A 16,679-nucleotide genomic window follows, 5' to 3' on the forward strand; every position below is an offset into this window, starting at 1 on the left:
AAGTTTAAAGATCAAAATTAAGAAATTAAACCGCAGATTTTCATAGATAAGCACAGATTTACCGCTATTTTTTGTCATTTTACTATTCATTGCAGTCGACTTCAGTCAACGGTTGCTTGTTGGCTATGAAGAGGTATTTTTTTTGCAATTTCTTGAGTTTAATAAACCCGATAAAATGAATCCCGATTTTTCATCGGGAGAAAGGATAGCGGGACTGCTGTAACCGATAATTGCGGAACACTGCTTTCCAAAAACTAAAAGCATTTCTTAAATTTCCGTCTTCGTCACCACTAACTTCCTTTCTACTGTTCCGTAGACAATTAAATATTGAGCAATCATATAAGTTGCCATAATCAAAACGCCTGCCTGTGGAATGGGCTGTGCGAATTTATTTACGGCCAGCGCACTATCTGAAAGCAGGAAAAACAAGGCTCCGTAAACAATCAATTTGTAACTAAAGATATTTACTTTACCGTATCGGTTTACTGCCATTATCGCCATGAAAGTGATCATAATGGCGTAAAATAAAACGGCAAATTGCATGGCGCCAAGGAAAGGTTGTAGGTAGAAAAACAAGCCCACACAAAAAATGATCAAAGCACCTACAACCCATAAAAAAAATCCATTTTTTAGGCTAGGGTTTGATTTATGATCTAGAATGAATGCCCTGATATAAAAAATGTGGCAAAGTAAAAAAGCGATTAATCCGTATATAAAAAAACCAGATCGACCTGTTTGCTGCATTAAAAATATATCTCCTGCTAGGGCAAAAATCAAACCTGTAAAAATACGTTTATGGAACCTGCCTTTAAGATTTGTGCTTAAGTAAAGCCATGCCAGAAGAGTAATAACAATTAGCGGTTTGGAGAAGTTACGCAATTGGATATTGCCAACTGTTTCTGCATAAAGCTGAATAATAAATACGATTGCAAAAATAAAAGAGAATAACTTAGTTTTCATCAGTATTACGGTTTGCCTGTTGCAAATTGAAGAACCAAATTACGGATATTAACTGTATGCCTGCAAATATTACTTGATAGCCTATTGGAAATTTTAAAATTATCACCAAGAGAAAACCGAGTGCTAATCTAAAATATTCAAATTTTACTAACCATTGTTTCTGCTCTAACAAAGCACCGCAAGCTGTTAATGTACAAAGTGTGAAAACAGCACCTGAAACGAGTGATATCGTATCCAATTTGGTATAAGAAAACAATGTTACTGATCCAGCAGTCAAGGCTATTAGGAACTGTCCTAAAACATATCCCGTGAGCTTTGACTGAAATTCGGGATTATACTTTTTGTAGCTTGTTGCATCTATTTCAGGCGCATTTTGAAAACCGCCCAAATGATCAGGAAACCATCCCGGAGGCTTGATAAAAACCTTGATCCTATCGCTTATTTTTGGTGATTGCCGAGCAGTTTTAACTAAATCGTCCCAATAATGGAGGTTTGCCCAAAAGGGATTCCAGCTGGCCAAAGGTTTAGTGATTCCGTAGTAAACTTCCTCTTCTTCCTTTTGAAACGTGCCAAAAAGCTTATCCCAAATAATGAGCGTACCTGCGTGATTTTTATCGATGTATTTTGGGTTGGAGCCATGATGAACACGATGATGCGACGGCGTGTTTAGGATATATTCTAGAAAACCCATTGATTTGATCGCTCTTGTATGAATCCAGAATTGGTACAACGTATTGAACGAGCTTAATGTTAAAAACATAATTGGGTCGAAACCTGCAAAGGCTAAAGGCAAATAAAAAACCCAGCTAAACCAACCTTGAAACCAGCTTTGTCTAAGCGCTACCGTCAAGTTATATTCCTCTGATTGATGGTGAACAATGTGTGCTGCCCAAAGTGCATTTACCTGATGGCTCATCCGATGAAACCAGTAATAGAAAAAATCAACACCTATGAAAAGTATAATCCAAATCCAAATGGTTTTCGGTAGGTCAAACAAGCGCCAATTTTCAAAAATATATTTATAACCAAAAAACAAGGCCGTTTTCATGAAAATACCCGTAAGCTGCTGCCCTATCCCCTGACTTAAGTTCGAGATGCTATCGTTTAGCCTGTAAAAATTCAACTTTTTATAAAAGTTATAAGCAAGCTCTATCCCAATCAGAATAAAAAATACAGGAACAGATAAAGCGATGTAATCTACTTTCATAAATAAAATATTTGGTTAGGATATTATTTTACAATTTAAAAAATATTTGCGATTAGTTAAATTATATCGATCAGAATATGAGATGCTTTTGTGCTGGAACTTCATCAAAAAATCAAATACGATGAAGTTTAAAAATACTATCGCCACCAATTTGTATTAGAATTACAATGCTTGAAGAGGAAGCTTTTTGAAGTAGCTGGATGGAACTCGCAAATAAGATGAATTATCGGCATAATTGCCTGTTGGACTTACAGTTTGCTATTGTTACCTATCAAATTGTAATAAGTAATTTAATCTTCGGCTACGGGATTTAATCAACAAACCTGTTTTAGCTTTCTCACTACAATTTGCTTTTGGTTATCCAATCCAAATAAAAACTGTAAGAACTCATCAGTTTCCTGAATTTCTATTTTCGCAATTTTACCAGATGCATCTGCATTTTCAATGTATTGTCCTAATTTGAGTTCTAACAGTGTTGATGTAGGAAGATCATCGTTTACAATCATTTTAAAGTCGGTAGAATAAGCGTAAAACAAGTATTATCTTCGTTAGAGGTAACCTCAAGTGATCCACCGTGTGCTTTTGCAATTTCAGAAGAAATGTACAAACCTAAACCAAGTCCTTTTTGGTTTGGCTCTACCTCTCCCCTCGAAAATGGTTGAAATAACCTTTCCATTGCAGCCTCAGGTATTTTTTTACCGGGATTAGCTACGCAAAGTGTAAACTGACTTTCATTGGTTACCGCCGAGATATCGATAGTAGAATCTTCTAAACTATAAGCTAAGGCATTGCCCAACAAATTAGAAAACAGTTGCGCAATCCGCTTTCCATCGGCATGAATCGGATGTGCAATATCAAAGTTCAGTTTCATTTTTTTATCTGGAGATATGGCGTGAATCTCTTCGATAACCTGGTACAAAATCTTTTCTAAATCTTCATCAGGAGTTGGAGAAATGTTAATCCCGCCTCCCAATCTGCCGCTTGCAAAATCGAGCATATTTTCAATCAAGCCATTCATCCGGAATGAAGAATCTTTAATGATGTTAACCAACTTTTGCGTTCGGTCTTCGTGATTGATACGGGCCAACAGTTGCGCACTATTAGAAATTGCATTTAATGGATTGCGTAGATCGTGACCTAAAATGGCTATAAACTGTTCTCTAACTTCAGCGGTTTCCTTCTCAATTTTTAGAAGCTCTTCTGATGCCGCCAATTGATCCATCGTATCTAAATGAAAGGCAATCAAATCAGCAAACATCTTGAACATCCCTATTATAGTAGGGTTGTTAAGTTTTGCTGGTTTAGGATCGATGGCGCAAAGTGTACCGAAGAAATCACCATCTTTTCTTACGATTGGAACAGAGATATAACTTTGAAAGCCGTACATTTTTGACGTATGATGGTTAGCAAACTGCTCATCTTCGGAAACATGATCGATAATTACCGGATCATGATGTTGCCTGATTTCATTACAAATTGTGGTTTTTAAATCTAATTCCCCGCCAGGAAACAACCCAAAATTTATTTTGTCATTAACGGCACAAACCACCCATTTGTCTGAGGTTACTCTGGCAACTGCAGAAAAACCCATGCCTGTAGCATTGCAAACTATTTCTAATATGTTTGCTACTGCAGGAATTTTGCCAATTGATTCTATATCAGCAAGAATGTTATTGTTATTTGTTTGCAAGTGTTAATAGGGATAATGTTGCACAATTTACAAAAATAAATTCGGGAAGAAAAGCCGCTTACTTTTATAACATTCGTTTTACATAAGATACCCGATCAGCTCTCAAAACCTAAATATATATTTGGCTGCCGAATTAAAACAATAGGGCAGCCAAATATTATGCTTTTAACAAGTTCGGTCGTTCGTGGTAAGTTTTCCATAATAGCTCGCCGAATAGCGTGTTTGACCATGCAAACCAGGCACGAGTAAAGTTTGCCGGATTATCTTTGTTAAACGATTCATGCATAAAACCTTTTCCTGCATGAGTTTTAAGAAGCGTATCGATACAATATTTAATTTCTGTATCGTCTTTTGAAGTTAAAGCCCTCATGGTGATACTCATTGGCCAAATCATATCTTGACCAGCGTGAGGACCGCCAATACCTTCCGCAGCGGTGCCTTTAAAAAAGTATGGATTATCTTTTGAGAGTGCAAATTTTCGGGTGTTCTTGTAAATAGGGTCATCAACACTCATGGCACCTAAATAAGGTAAACTAAGTAAGCTTGGCACGTTAGAATCATCCATTAAATAGGCACTTCCGAAACCATCAACCTCGAAGGCGTAAATTTTGCCATATTTTGGATGATTGATAATGGCATGTTTTTGAAGCGCAGCACTCACTTCACTTGAAAGATTTAACAGGTTGCTTTCTAATGTTTTATCAGGCTGTAATGCCTTGATCATTTCTGCAGCTTGTTTTAAACTTGATACCGCAAAAAAGTTGGATGGAACCAAAAATGGGAAAATAGTTGCATCATCACTCGGACGGAAAGCCGAACAAATTAAGCCAACAGGATTTACCGGGAAACCGTAACCTGCCATTGGCAATGAATCTGTCGGTTGAGTGGTTTCGCGTTGAAAGTGATAAGGTCCTTTATCAGCTTTGCGTTGCTGCTCTTTGAAAGTTTTTAAGGTGGCTTCAATGCCTTTTTTCCAATCGGCATCGAATGGAGTTTTATCACCGGTTTTTTTCCAGTAATGATAAGCTAAACGAATTGGATAACATAAAGAATCGATCTCCCACTTACGCTCATGCACACCAGCCTGCATAGCAGTTTTATCAGTTTTCCACTCACCTACCTTATTTGGATCGCCATAAAAAGCATTGGCATAAGGATCTTTTAACACACATTGAGTTTGGTGGATAATTACCCCAGCTATAACTTTTTTTAGTGGCTCATCTTCATTAATAAATTGAAGGTACGGCCAAACTTGCGCAGAGCTATCGCGAAGCCACATCGCATCAATATCACCAGTGATTACATAAGTATCGGGTCTGCCTTTTTTTTCCTCGTAATAAACAGTAGTGTCCAAAGTATTTGGAAAACAATTTTCGAAGAGCCAGGTTAACTCTGGATTCTTAACATTCGATTGGAATGTTTTGATAGCAGCATCTACTGCTTTGCTTTGAAAATGTCTCTTCCCCGCCGCAACCCTTACTACTGGAAACTCGGGTACAAGATCTGCCGCCAGAGAAAATTTTGATGCCAAAACCCCAGCGCCTAATAAACCGGTATTTTGTATAAATGTTCGTCTTTTCATTATCGATGTTTATTATAATTTGGTTAATTTAAGTTGCGCTAACCGGGCATAATATTCCAGCATTGACGCTTGCATAATTAGCGATTTGTTTTTCTGTTTTCCTAAGAGATCGTTGTCATCTCGTTCTTCCACCCAAATTCGCTCGCCTTCATTAATTAGAAAGGATAGTCGAAGAGGATCTTTTTCAACCTCGAACAATTCGAGATAACCACGCATTAAAACAACGTTGAACCAATAATGATCGCCAAGTTTATTATTGCTGTAAAAATGTTTTTGGGCATTACCGGCAATAAACTTCGCCTCATCTAAATACTTTTTATCTTTTGTAATTTGATACAGGATAACATTGGCTTGCAACATTGTACCAGTATTATAGGTGTATGTTGCCGAGTCTATTTTTGAATTTTTTATGCTGATTGCGTCGTAAAATATGCCTTCTGGAGATCGAAGCACTTTATTTGTCCAATTATAAACAAGCATTGCGGTATCCAGATACTTCTTCTGTTTAGTGACTTTGTATAATTGTAGTGAAACCAAAACATTCGGCCCGTTTGAACAGGTATTCTTTGATGTTTTTTCATCCTCTTTCCAATATAATCCTCCACCAAGTTCTTCATCGTAACCGGTTAAAAGCCATTGGTAAATCTCTTTGGCCTTTGTTAAATAAATCGAATCTCTTGTCCGACTGTATGCGTCCAGATATGCGATTGCAATCCATTGGTTGTCATCGTAAAAGCGTGAACTTTTACTAATATACGATTGATAGGATGGCGAGGGCGATGCTGTGGTATAATATCGGTCTATCGCAGAAATTACAGGCTTCATTGCTTGCTTACTTCCAAGGGCCTCACTTTCGTTTGCCGCCTGGATTAAAGCACACAAAGGCCACAAATAGGAATACGGTTTCTCGTGCTTCCCAATGTTTTCCAAATACAAGCCTTTGTCTTTTACTAAAAAATATCTGTCAATGTTATTTTCGATAATATCTACCCTCTTCAAATACTTTTCTGTTTGATGTTGCGCATAACTTGAGGCAACATAAAAAAGTGCAATGAGTGTTAAAAAGAATAGTCTAAAGATGTATCTCATTAAAATGGCGGTTTTTAAGCAGGCTAATTTTTCAGTGTTAATTAATTTTCACTTAATAATTAATTCCATCGTTTAATAATAAGCTATGTAGTATTTGGTTAGCACTAAAAACAAATATTAGTATAATTTCTATAACATCAAAATAAAAAAGCCAATTAAACCGTTCCTAAATCGATTTTCTTATAAGTGATAAATTTCCATAATATGAAATTTTAATTTTGTTGTGACGGGATAGTTCTATTAAACCCAACGAAATTTGAATGGGTATAAAAGAAAAATGGACAGATCTTGAGCCTTTTGTAAAGTTGACCATAAACACTTGATGAAAATTAGGGATTGATCTAATTTGAGAAAGGTTATGTCAGGTGTTTCATTGGTTCTCCATGTTCATCACCAAAGTTTTATATTTGGTTTCGTTATTTTAAGATTTTGCTAATAAATGAGAGAATTTCAAAATAATAAACTCGGCCGGCCGAACCGCAGCCAAACCGATTTCAATAATTAATCTTCCCTCTAAAATATCTAGGGATGTCACGCCCAAACCTATATTTACGAAATAGGCATGTTCTGGTTTCGCCCCTGCAAGTGCACCCTGACGCCATAATTGATTTAAAAAGTTCTCGCAAATGGCTTTTACCCGAATCCAGGTATTGGCATCATTTGGTTCGAATACTACAAACTCGGTTCCTTTCTTGATTGATTCCTCCACCATAATAAATAATCTCCGAATAGGAACGTATCGCCATTCATTATCATTTCCAGCTAAAGTTCTTGCACCCCAGACCAAAGTGCCTTTACCATCAAATTTTCTAATGGCATTTATACTTTTTCCTCCGGTCGGATCGACATTGAGATAATCTTGTTCCTCATCACTAATTGTAACTAGGTTTATCAACTGTTCTGATGCTTTCATTTGCCGGAGCTTTCCAAACACCTCTGTTGTTATCTATCCTGGCCATTACTCCAGCCACCATTCCTGATGGATAGAGTGGAACGGTATATGCATTTAATGCAGCCTTAATTTGGTGAAATAAGGTGAAATCTATGCTGTCAAAACCGCCGGTTAAAGCTGGCCCACTCAAAGTAACAGCGGGTATTTTTTCTTTGGGGTCATAAACCATGGTGATGGTATTGCCTTCATTTCCTTCAGTAACTGCGGTTAGGGTAGCAATAGTGCCCTCTACAGCTGCAACTACCAGAGCAGAAAGATCGGGGTTAGCAGCAATAGCTGCCCTAAGTGATTCGGCAGATACCTCCCCGCTTCCTAAAGGGATACCATCAATTCCTCCAAACTTAAACGTTGTAAACCAGACTCGAAATAATAATATACTCTTTTTTTACTGTTACAAAAAGATTGTTTAGATACCCACTAATTTGTTTCGAAATGAAATCTAGAGCAGTGTTGATCATAAGCAAATTCATTTAAGATTATACTTCTAATCAAATGATTACCATAAACTTATCCGTGAAAATAATGAAATATATTTACAATTATTTAAAATTATGAATCAAAATCTTCGTTTACTTAGAGAATTCCATCAATTATAAATGATTAGTCTCATTGGGTGTTTCATTCTTGATCGAATGTTATTGGTTATTTTAAAATTAATAGGGTTTCTCTAGATCTGTAAGTGATAGATTATCGCAAAATATTCTTACGCAGCCAATTGATCGTTCGGGCGTTTAACCCCACAAAAAAACCGCTGGCCCTAGCCAGCGGTTTAAACAACAATAAATATGATTTTGAATTTTATTTCTTTGGTTTAGCGCTCATATAAAAAGTTAGCTTTCCACCATTGGTAATGTCAGTATGCTTTATTTGATGGTTTGTAATTTCCGTACCATTCAACATTACTTTTTGAACGTATACATTTTTATCGCTTTGCTTAATTGCTTCAACGGTAAAGGTTTTTCCGTTTTCTAAATTAATCACAGCATTATTAACTAGCGGACTTCCTAACGAATAAACATCTGAACCTGGCGCTACCGGATAAAAACCCATTGCTGAGAACATATACCAGGCGCTCATTTGGCCGCAATCGTCATTTCCACCCAAACCATCAGCAGTAGGTTTATATTGCATATTTAAAATGTGTCGAATTTGTGCCTGACCTTTGTAAACCTCGTCCGTCCAATTGTACAGGTAAGCCACATGATGTGCAGGCTCATTTCCATGAACGTAACCGCCAATGATGCCTTCACGTGTAATATCTTCAGTATGAGCGAAAAACTCATCAGGCAGATGCATGCTAAATAAAGAATCCAAACGAGCTGCAAATTTCTTTTTTCCGCCCATTACTTCCACTAAAGAACTTGGATCATGTGGCACAAAGAAACTGTAATTCCAACTGTTGCCTTCAATAAAACCTTGCCCTTCTGTGTCTTTAGGGTCAAATGCCTTTTTAAAAGTTCCATCAGCTAAACGTGGACGCATAAAACCCGAGGCAGCATCGTAGTTGTTTCTCCAATTATTAGAGCGTTTAATAAATTCGTTATAAACGTCCATTCGGTTTAATTTTTTTGCCAATTGTGCAATCGCCCAATCATCATAAGCATATTCTAAAGTGTTTGAAACTGATACGCCGCTCCTCTCAGCAGGAATATAACCCTTGTCCATGTAGTAACCAATCCCTTCATAATCTCGGTGTTTAGCAGTTGTTACACAGGCATCTAAAGCTTTGTTTGCATCGCCGTTGTAGGTGCCTTTAATTATTGCATCCGCTAAAACGGAAACACTATGGTAGCCACTCATACACCAGTTATCGTTTGCATAATGCGACCAAATCGGCAGCATTTTTAAACTGCTCTGATCATAATGCGCCATCATAGATTTTACCATATCATTACTTCTACTTGGCTGCATAATGTTAAAGAAGGGATGCAAAGCCCGGTAGGTATCCCATAGCGAAAAAGTGGTATAATTAGTAAAACCTTCTGCTTTATGAATGCCCTGATCCAAACCTTTATATTCTCCATTTACGTCAGTGTAAGTTGTTGGATCAATAAATGAGTGATATAGTGCAGTATAAAAATTAATTTTATTATCGTTCGAAGTGCTAACTTGAATTTTGTTCAATTCTTTATTCCAGGTAGTTTGTGCCTGCGCTTTTACTTTATCAAAATCCCATCCTGAGATTTCAGCACGCATATTTTGTAAGGCGTTTTCCTGACTAACCGGAGATAGCGCAAACTTAATTTTGACCTTTTCTCCCTCCTGCGTATCAAAATCAAAATACATTTTTAGCTTTTTACCAGCAATTTCAGGGAAGTTTTGATCCTGGTTAAACTTACCCCAGAAACCGCGATAGGCCTGTTTAGCATCGTAACTTTTACGGCCATAGCTTTTAAAAGGTTTAGAAAAACTCATAGCGAAATAAACGGTACGTGTTCTTGCCCAACCATTAGTTTGGCGGTAACCGGTCACTAAAGTATCGTTAACTACGCGAACATAAGTCCATACGGTTTTATCCTCATAATTGTAAATTCCAGCCATCAAATCGAGAATGATGTGCGATTGATCTGATTTCGGAAAGGTGTACTGATGCATCCCGACTCTATTTGTCGCTGTTAATTCAGCAGTGATATTGTCGTCATCCAACTTTACTTTATAATAACCCGCTTCAGCTTTTTCGTTTGCATGAGAATATGCAGAGCGATATCCACCTTTTGGATTGTCGGCCGTACCCGGATTTAACTGGAGCTTTCCTTGGGTAGGCATAATTAAAAAATCACCTAGATCTGAGTGACCTGTACCGCTAAAATGTGTATGACTGAAGCCTGTTATCGTTTTATCTTCATATTTATAACCTGCACAATATTTATAAACGTCGCCATTATATTTACCATTTACCTCGTAAGATAGCGTATCTGTTTCCGGACTTAACTGTACTGCACCAAACGGAACCGTAGCTCCAGGATACGTATGTCCCATTTTTGAGGTACCAATAATTGGTTTAACATATTGAACTAAATTCTGCTGTGCCGAGGCCATAAATGACGACAATAACAAACAAGGCAGGATAACTTTTTTAATCATATTTGTTTAAAATTGAAACTTTATATTTTGAAGATTCTAAGGTATTAATTAAAAAACTAATCTGCATAAAATCTTAAACTAAATCGTTTAATCAATAGAAAAAATACAATTGACCTGGATGTCTATTTTCGATTTGGAAAGCATGTTTCTGTGCTTTTAGTTTATTTCAGTCCTGCTCTTTGTTTATCCCGATGAAAAATCGGGAACCGCTGACGATCAGGTTTAGACACAAAGTGGCCTGCTAAACATCAGGTTTGCTAACGAGCGTCCAAAACCCTTGTTTAGGGAAAGTAGAATGAGAAATAGCGAATCATAAGGAAATAGGCATTCAGAAAGGCTTTTTGAGTCAAGATTTGAAAGAATGTACGATCTGCTTTTTACAAGTAACTGACTTGCTTTAGAAAAATTGAGGTAAATAAACCTTATTTTTGCATCCAATTATTTTGAAATGAGTAAACACGGTAGAATTCTGGTAGCCATGAGTGGCGGGGTTGATAGTTCGGTTGCGGCAGTAATGTTGCATGAGCAAGGCTATGAAGTAATTGGCTTAACCATGAAAACCTGGGATTATGCCAGCGCAGGCGGAAGTAGCAAAGAAACCGGCTGTTGCTCGTTAGATAGTATTAACGATGCCCGTACACTTGCGGTAAACTATGGTTTCCCACACTACATTTTAGATATCCGCGATGAATTTGGCGACTATGTAATTGATAACTTTGTTGATGAATATTTAGCTGGAAGAACTCCAAATCCATGCGTTTTGTGCAATACGCATATTAAATGGGAAGCGTTGTTAAAACGTGCTAATAAACTTGATTGCGAATTTATTGCCACCGGTCATTATGCAAACATCCGCCAGCAAGATAGCGGGCGTTATGTTATTTCAAAAGGTAAAGACGAAAATAAAGACCAGTCATACGTGCTTTGGGGTGTTTCGCAAGAAAATCTTTCGCGAACTAAATTCCCGTTAGGAAGTTTTGCGAAGTCCGAAATCAGACAAATGGCATTGGATATGGGCCAGGAAGAATTGGCTAAAAAATCAGAAAGTTATGAGATTTGCTTCGTACCTGATAATGATTACAGAGCTTTTTTGAAACATAAAGTTGAAGATTTGGAAGACAGAGTTGCCGGCGGAAATTTTATTCTAAGCAATGGAATGGTTGTTGGCCAGCACAAAGGTTATCCCTTCTATACCATTGGGCAACGTAAAGGTTTAGGTGTGGCATTTGGCGAACCTATGTTTGTAACGCAAATTTTGCCAGAAAGCAATACCGTTGTTTTAGGAAAAGCTGAAGAATTGGAACGTAGAGAAGCAATGGTGCGTAACATTAACCTGATCAAATATGCAAGCATTGAAGAACCAATGAACGATGTCATTACCAAAATCCGTTATAAAGATGCCGGAATGTTAAGTACCATTGTGCAAGAAAAAGACAGAATGCGTGTAGTTTTTGATCATAATGTATCGGCAATTGCACCAGGACAATCTGCGGTTTTTTATGAAGGAAACGATTTACTGGGTGGCGGTTTCTTAGTGTAATCACCTCCAGAAGACATAATGATCCCGACTAACGAAAGTTTAGTCGGGATTTTTTTTGCCCAAACATTCTTGCAGGTGCTAGCCAAATGCTGAGGTAAGCAAACAAAAAGCGTTTAAACTTATTTATTAAAGGAATTGACCCATTATTAGCAGATATGAATCACACAAAACGACCTTTTCAGCCAATTGAAAATTACGGCATCATCGGCAACCTTAAAACCGTTGCTTTAGTATCCTTACAAGGGTCGATTGATTTTATGTGTGCACCAAACTTTGATTCTCCTACCGTTTTTGCCACCATGCTCGATTCGAGAAAAGGTGGTTTTTTTGCCGTTGAACCCGATTTAGAAAATTTCACCAGTAAACAACTCTATTTGCCTGGGACTGCAATTTTACTGACCCGCTATTTTTCTGATGCGGGAATAGCGGAGCTAACCGACTTCATGCCTATCGAAAAAGGGAATGTTGCGCTTAATAGTGCTATTGTAAGACAAATAAAAACTGTACGCGGAAGTATAAATTTCAAGGTAAGTTGCGTTCCTCGCTTTGGTTATTCAGAAAGCGACTACGAAACCGAATGTTTGGAAACAGAAATTAAGTTTATCTGCAAGAAAGAAAATCTGCAAATCAATATGATTTCGGATAAAGCCTTAAGGGTGACCAAGAAAAACGGTTATAGTGAATTTACCTTAGAGGAGGGCGAAGTGGCCACAATCGTAATCGAATTTTTAGAAAATGGCGAAGAAGGAAAAGACTTTGGGTTTTATAAAGAGCAATCCTATCACCAAACGAAAAACTTTTGGATTGACTGGATTAACAAAACCAGTTATAGCGGAAGATACAGTGAACTGATACGACGATCGGTTATTACATTAAAACTTCTTACTTCTGTAAAACATGGTTCTGTTGTAGCCGCCCCTACTTTTGGCTTTCCCGAAGCCATTGGAGGAAACCGAAATTGGGATTATCGTTATACGTGGATTAGAGATGCGGCCTTTACCATGTATGCCTTTTTAAAATTAGGGTTTAACGATGAGGCAACCGCATTCATCGACTGGATTTTTAGCCTCTGCCAACAAATTGATTTGCAGTTGGTTTATCAAATTAATGGAGAAACAAGCATCGAAGAAAAAGAGCTGAAACATTTTGAAGGCTACCGTTCTTCTAAGCCCGTCAGGATCGGAAATGCGGCAGCAAAACAATTGCAAATTGATATTTACGGAGAATTGATTGACACGATTTACATCTATAATAAATCGTATAAACCAATTACCTATGAGTTTTGGACCCTTATAGAAAAACAAATTGCCCAGGTGATCAAAAACTGGAAAAAGGCCGATCATGGAATATGGGAAATCAGAAGTGAAAAAAAAGAGTTTCTCCATACGCGTTTAATGTGTTGGGTTGCACTCGATAGGGCAATTAAAATAGCTGAACATCGCTCTTTTCCCTATCCTGAAAATGAATGGCATGAAATCAGGAGTGATATCTACAACGATATTTATCACAATTTCTGGAGTGAAAAACTGGGTGCGTGGGTGCAATACAAAGGAGCGACACATGTAGATGCAAGCGTGCTGCTGATGCCTTTGACTCATTTTATTTCTCCTATAGAACCGCGTTGGCTTTCTACTATGAAGGTTATCGACGAAGAATTATTGGTTGATGTTCTGGTTTATCGCTACAATAATGGCTTAAGAAATATTGATGGTCTTGAAGGGGAAGAAGGCACCTTCAATATGTGTTCTTTTTGGTTCATTGAAGCTTTGGCTAAAAGTGGAGAAATAGAACGTGCGGTAGAAAACTTCGAAAAGATGATAGGTTATGCCAATCACCTTCATTTGTTCAGTGAAGAGTTAGGAAAGAAAGGCGAACACCTGGGCAATTTTCCTCAAGCCTTTACACATTTGGCTTTAATTAGCGCAGCAGTAGAATTGAATAAACAAATAGAAAGAAGAACCAGTAAGCTTTAGCTTACTGTTCTTCGTAGTGATAGGTTAAGCCACCATCCACAAAGTAAGTAGAGCCTGTTACATAACCAGCTTCATCAGAAGCCAAAAAGGCAACTACTGCAGCAACATCTTCCACTTTACCCATGCGCCGCATCGGAATATTCTCTAACAAACTCTCTAACTGTGCTTTATTATTTAACAAATCTTGATTAATTGGCGTGGTTACCGCACCCGGTGCAACATTGTTAATTCGAATATTTAGAGGTGCAAGTTCGGTAGCCAAATTCCTGCATAACATTTTTAATGCGCCCTTACTTGCGCAATACGCTGCAAAGTGCGGAAATACGATCTCTTCGTGAACAGAACTCATATTAATGATGGTACCCGCCCGATTTTCTCTTTTACAATATTTGACAAAGGCCTGAATGCCAAAAAAAACACCTTTGAAATTCGTATCCATTACAATGTCGTAATCTTCTTCTGTTACCTCCCAGAAATCTGCTTTTTTTTCTAAGCCCGCATTATTGATTAGGATGTCCAGCGATCCAAAAACTTTTGTTGCATCATCAATAAGCTTTAAAACTTCGGTAGTCTTACTCACATCAGCAGCTAAAAATTTGGCTTTTCTGCCCATGGCTTCGATTTCGGCAATCAATTTTTCTCCGCGTTCGTCAAATTTGCGCCCATTTAGTATAATGTCAGCACCTTCTTTGGCCAATCTCAATGCGCAAGCCTCTCCTATTCCCTGGCTGCTTCCTGTAATCAGCGCTATTTTATTTTCGTAACGATTCATCATCAAATTTTAAATACTAAAGGTCTGTTTGGCCTATAATGTTTTAAAAGATTTAAAAAACAACTATCGTTTGATTCAGCAAACGGCAGTACATTTTCTAAAATTAGAAGGAGTACCATTTTGAATATAAAGGATGGTTTTTAGATAGCTTTTGCATATTTTTAGGCGTTGAGAACTGCTGACACTTCAATTGCTATCAATTTAAAACTTAATTCATTGCTATCTAACAACATGTAGTTCCATCACATTAAATCTATCTCCTAAACCGTGCTGAGAACAGGGCGTGAAAAATAAAAAAATGACTCAACAAAATAATTACGATGCAGAATTTTGCGGAAATCTTGCCATCCATCAAACCAACTCCATACAGGATTTTGGATATCTTTTAGTTCTAGATAGCGAAAATCTTAATATCATTCAAGCCAGTGAAAATGTTAACGAAATAATTGGTTGCATCGCCAAAGAATGTATATCTAATCCTTTTCAGCAGTATTTATCTGATGAAGATTTTGAACACTTTAAAGCCGGAGTGAGCAAAGGTTTGAGAAATCGGTTGCCCTTCCAATTTTCACTAAAAAATGGATCGCTTGCTGAACCGGTAAATATTCTGGCTCATGTTAAAAAAGAATTTATCATCCTTGAAATAGAAATGCTAGATGACGAATCTGAGCAAAGTTTTACCAAAGTATTTCAGCAAGTAAGATCGTTTATTTCTACGTTAGAAAGTACCGAAAGCTTGCAAAATGTTTGTGAGGCGAGTATTAAAGAGATTAGAAGAATTTCTGGTTTTGATGGGATTAGAATGTATCGTTTCGATAAAAACTGGAACGGAACCGTAATTGCCGAAGAGATAACTGGTGATTTAGAAAGTTATTTAGGACAAACGTTTCCTGCTTCTGACGTTCCGAAACAAGCCAGAGCACTGTATTTAAAAAATCCGTTTCGTTTAATTCCGAATAGAAATTATCAAACCATTAAACTTTTCCCGGTTATTAATCCTATTACCAATGGGTTCTTAGATCTTTCAGATTGTAATTTACGTAGTGTGGCCAACGTACATTTGGAATATATGGCCAATATGAATGTAACCGCATCTATGTCTATACGCATTATGGTCGATGGTGCTTTGTGGGGTTTAATCTCATGCCACCACATTACCAGCAAATACCTCAGTGTAGAAAGCCGATCAGTTTTTGATTGGTTAAGCATGGAAATTTCCTATCGGATTTCGTCCATTATAAAACATGAGCAGTTAATAGATCATACTAAATTGTTGCATCAACGAAGTATAATTACCGACTTGGTTTATTACGAAAACGACATCGTTAAAGGAATTTTAACAGACGAAAACCAAAACCTGCTTTCGTTGTTTAATGCTACTGGTGCGGCCTTAAGCTTAGACGGAAAAATTAAAACTTTAGGCACTGTACCTGATATGGATGATTTGGAGAATCTTGTCCTTTGGCTTGAAGGAAAAGGGGTTAATAAAGTTTTTGCGAATGAAAATTTAGGAGAAATTTACGAGGAGGCGAAAAACTATGCTGCTGTAGCGAGTGGTTTGCTGGTTATTCCAATTGAAGCGAGCAAAGGAGAGTTTTTGATTTGCTTTAGGCCTGAGGTAATAGAAAATATTAAGTGGGGCGGAGATCCTAATCAGGCTATAAAATTCGAAAAAGATGGTATTAATTATCATCCAAGAAATTCATTTAAACAATGGTTACAAACTATTTACGGGCAATCTAGCGATTGGCAAGATACTGAGTTGGAAATGGCTGAATCTTTAAGAAACTTCCTTTTTGAATTTAGGGCTAAACAAATTTATAATTAAAC

At 37.3% G+C, this 16,679-nt stretch carries 14 protein-coding genes; 4 read left to right on the forward strand and 10 right to left on the reverse strand.

Features of this window, described 5'->3' with window-relative positions; all coding sequences use genetic code 11:
- Positions 1 to 267: 267 nt before the first annotated feature.
- The 8 genes from ASE92_RS10460 to ASE92_RS21490 all read right to left on the reverse strand — a co-directional run bounded on the left by ASE92_RS10460 (position 268) and on the right by ASE92_RS21490 (position 7,649).
- The gene (locus ASE92_RS10460) at positions 268 to 960 is read right to left on the reverse strand and encodes a lysoplasmalogenase (protein ID WP_056850060.1); all 693 of its coding nucleotides are present in this window, start codon (positions 958 to 960) and stop codon (positions 268 to 270) included.
- Positions 950 to 2,167, reverse strand: a complete 1,218-nt coding sequence (locus ASE92_RS10465; RefSeq protein ID WP_056850061.1) for a sterol desaturase family protein — start codon at positions 2,165 to 2,167, stop codon at positions 950 to 952. The genes ASE92_RS10460 and ASE92_RS10465 overlap by 11 nt, the downstream gene beginning before the upstream one ends.
- A gap of 314 nt (positions 2,168 to 2,481) precedes the next feature.
- Complete coding sequence (locus ASE92_RS10470; RefSeq protein ID WP_056850062.1) at positions 2,482 to 2,673, reverse strand: hypothetical protein; 192 nt, start codon at positions 2,671 to 2,673, stop codon at positions 2,482 to 2,484.
- Entirely contained in the window at positions 2,670 to 3,857 is a 1,188-nt protein-coding gene (locus ASE92_RS10475) for a GAF domain-containing sensor histidine kinase (protein WP_056850063.1), read from the reverse strand. The genes ASE92_RS10470 and ASE92_RS10475 overlap by 4 nt, the downstream gene beginning before the upstream one ends.
- A gap of 157 nt (positions 3,858 to 4,014) precedes the next feature.
- Entirely contained in the window at positions 4,015 to 5,439 is a 1,425-nt protein-coding gene (locus tag ASE92_RS10480) for a glycoside hydrolase family 125 protein (RefSeq protein ID WP_056850064.1), read from the reverse strand.
- Positions 5,440 to 5,451: 12 nt separating this feature from the next.
- On the reverse strand, positions 5,452 to 6,528 hold the full coding sequence (locus ASE92_RS10485; RefSeq protein ID WP_082455025.1) for a glycoside hydrolase family 76 protein: 1,077 nt from the start codon (positions 6,526 to 6,528) through the stop codon (positions 5,452 to 5,454).
- Positions 6,529 to 6,949: 421 nt separating this feature from the next.
- Positions 6,950 to 7,441: a phage tail sheath C-terminal domain-containing protein gene (locus tag ASE92_RS10490; RefSeq protein WP_056850065.1), complete on the reverse strand. Its 492-nt coding sequence runs from the start codon at positions 7,439 to 7,441 to the stop codon at positions 6,950 to 6,952.
- Entirely contained in the window at positions 7,401 to 7,649 is a 249-nt protein-coding gene (locus ASE92_RS21490; protein ID WP_056850066.1) for a hypothetical protein, read from the reverse strand. Before ASE92_RS21490 ends, ASE92_RS10490 begins: the two co-directional genes overlap by 41 nt.
- A 4-nt stretch (positions 7,650 to 7,653) precedes the next feature.
- On the opposite strand from ASE92_RS21490, the gene ASE92_RS10500 reads away from it, so the two are divergent.
- Entirely contained in the window at positions 7,654 to 7,890 is a 237-nt protein-coding gene (locus tag ASE92_RS10500; protein ID WP_157255710.1) for a hypothetical protein, read from the forward strand.
- Between the two features lie 388 nt (positions 7,891 to 8,278).
- Here the strand turns inward: ASE92_RS10500 and ASE92_RS10505 are convergent, their stop codons facing one another.
- The gene (locus tag ASE92_RS10505) at positions 8,279 to 10,564 is read right to left on the reverse strand and encodes a GH92 family glycosyl hydrolase (RefSeq protein ID WP_056850068.1); all 2,286 of its coding nucleotides are present in this window, start codon (positions 10,562 to 10,564) and stop codon (positions 8,279 to 8,281) included.
- Between the two features lie 448 nt (positions 10,565 to 11,012).
- On the opposite strand from ASE92_RS10505, the gene mnmA reads away from it, so the two are divergent.
- Together mnmA and ASE92_RS10515 are read left to right on the forward strand one after the other, a co-directional pair.
- Complete coding sequence (gene mnmA, locus ASE92_RS10510; RefSeq protein ID WP_056850069.1) at positions 11,013 to 12,104, forward strand: tRNA 2-thiouridine(34) synthase MnmA; 1,092 nt, start codon at positions 11,013 to 11,015, stop codon at positions 12,102 to 12,104.
- Positions 12,105 to 12,259: 155 nt separating this feature from the next.
- Positions 12,260 to 14,077, forward strand: coding sequence for a glycoside hydrolase family 15 protein (locus ASE92_RS10515; RefSeq protein WP_056850070.1), 1,818 nt, complete (start codon positions 12,260 to 12,262; stop codon positions 14,075 to 14,077).
- Position 14,078: 1 nt separating this feature from the next.
- Here ASE92_RS10515 and ASE92_RS10520 read toward each other — a convergent pair whose 3' ends face one another.
- Entirely contained in the window at positions 14,079 to 14,852 is a 774-nt protein-coding gene (locus ASE92_RS10520; RefSeq protein ID WP_235527339.1) for an SDR family NAD(P)-dependent oxidoreductase, read from the reverse strand.
- Between the two features lie 295 nt (positions 14,853 to 15,147).
- Between ASE92_RS10520 and ASE92_RS10525 the strand changes: the two genes are divergently transcribed.
- A complete protein-coding gene (locus tag ASE92_RS10525; protein ID WP_056850402.1) occupies positions 15,148 to 16,677 on the forward strand; it encodes a GAF domain-containing protein in 1,530 nt (509 codons plus the stop codon).
- Positions 16,678 to 16,679: the final 2 nt, after the last annotated feature.

The sequence above is a fragment of the Pedobacter sp. Leaf41 genome, from assembly GCF_001422545.1.
Classification (GTDB): domain Bacteria; phylum Bacteroidota; class Bacteroidia; order Sphingobacteriales; family Sphingobacteriaceae; genus Pedobacter.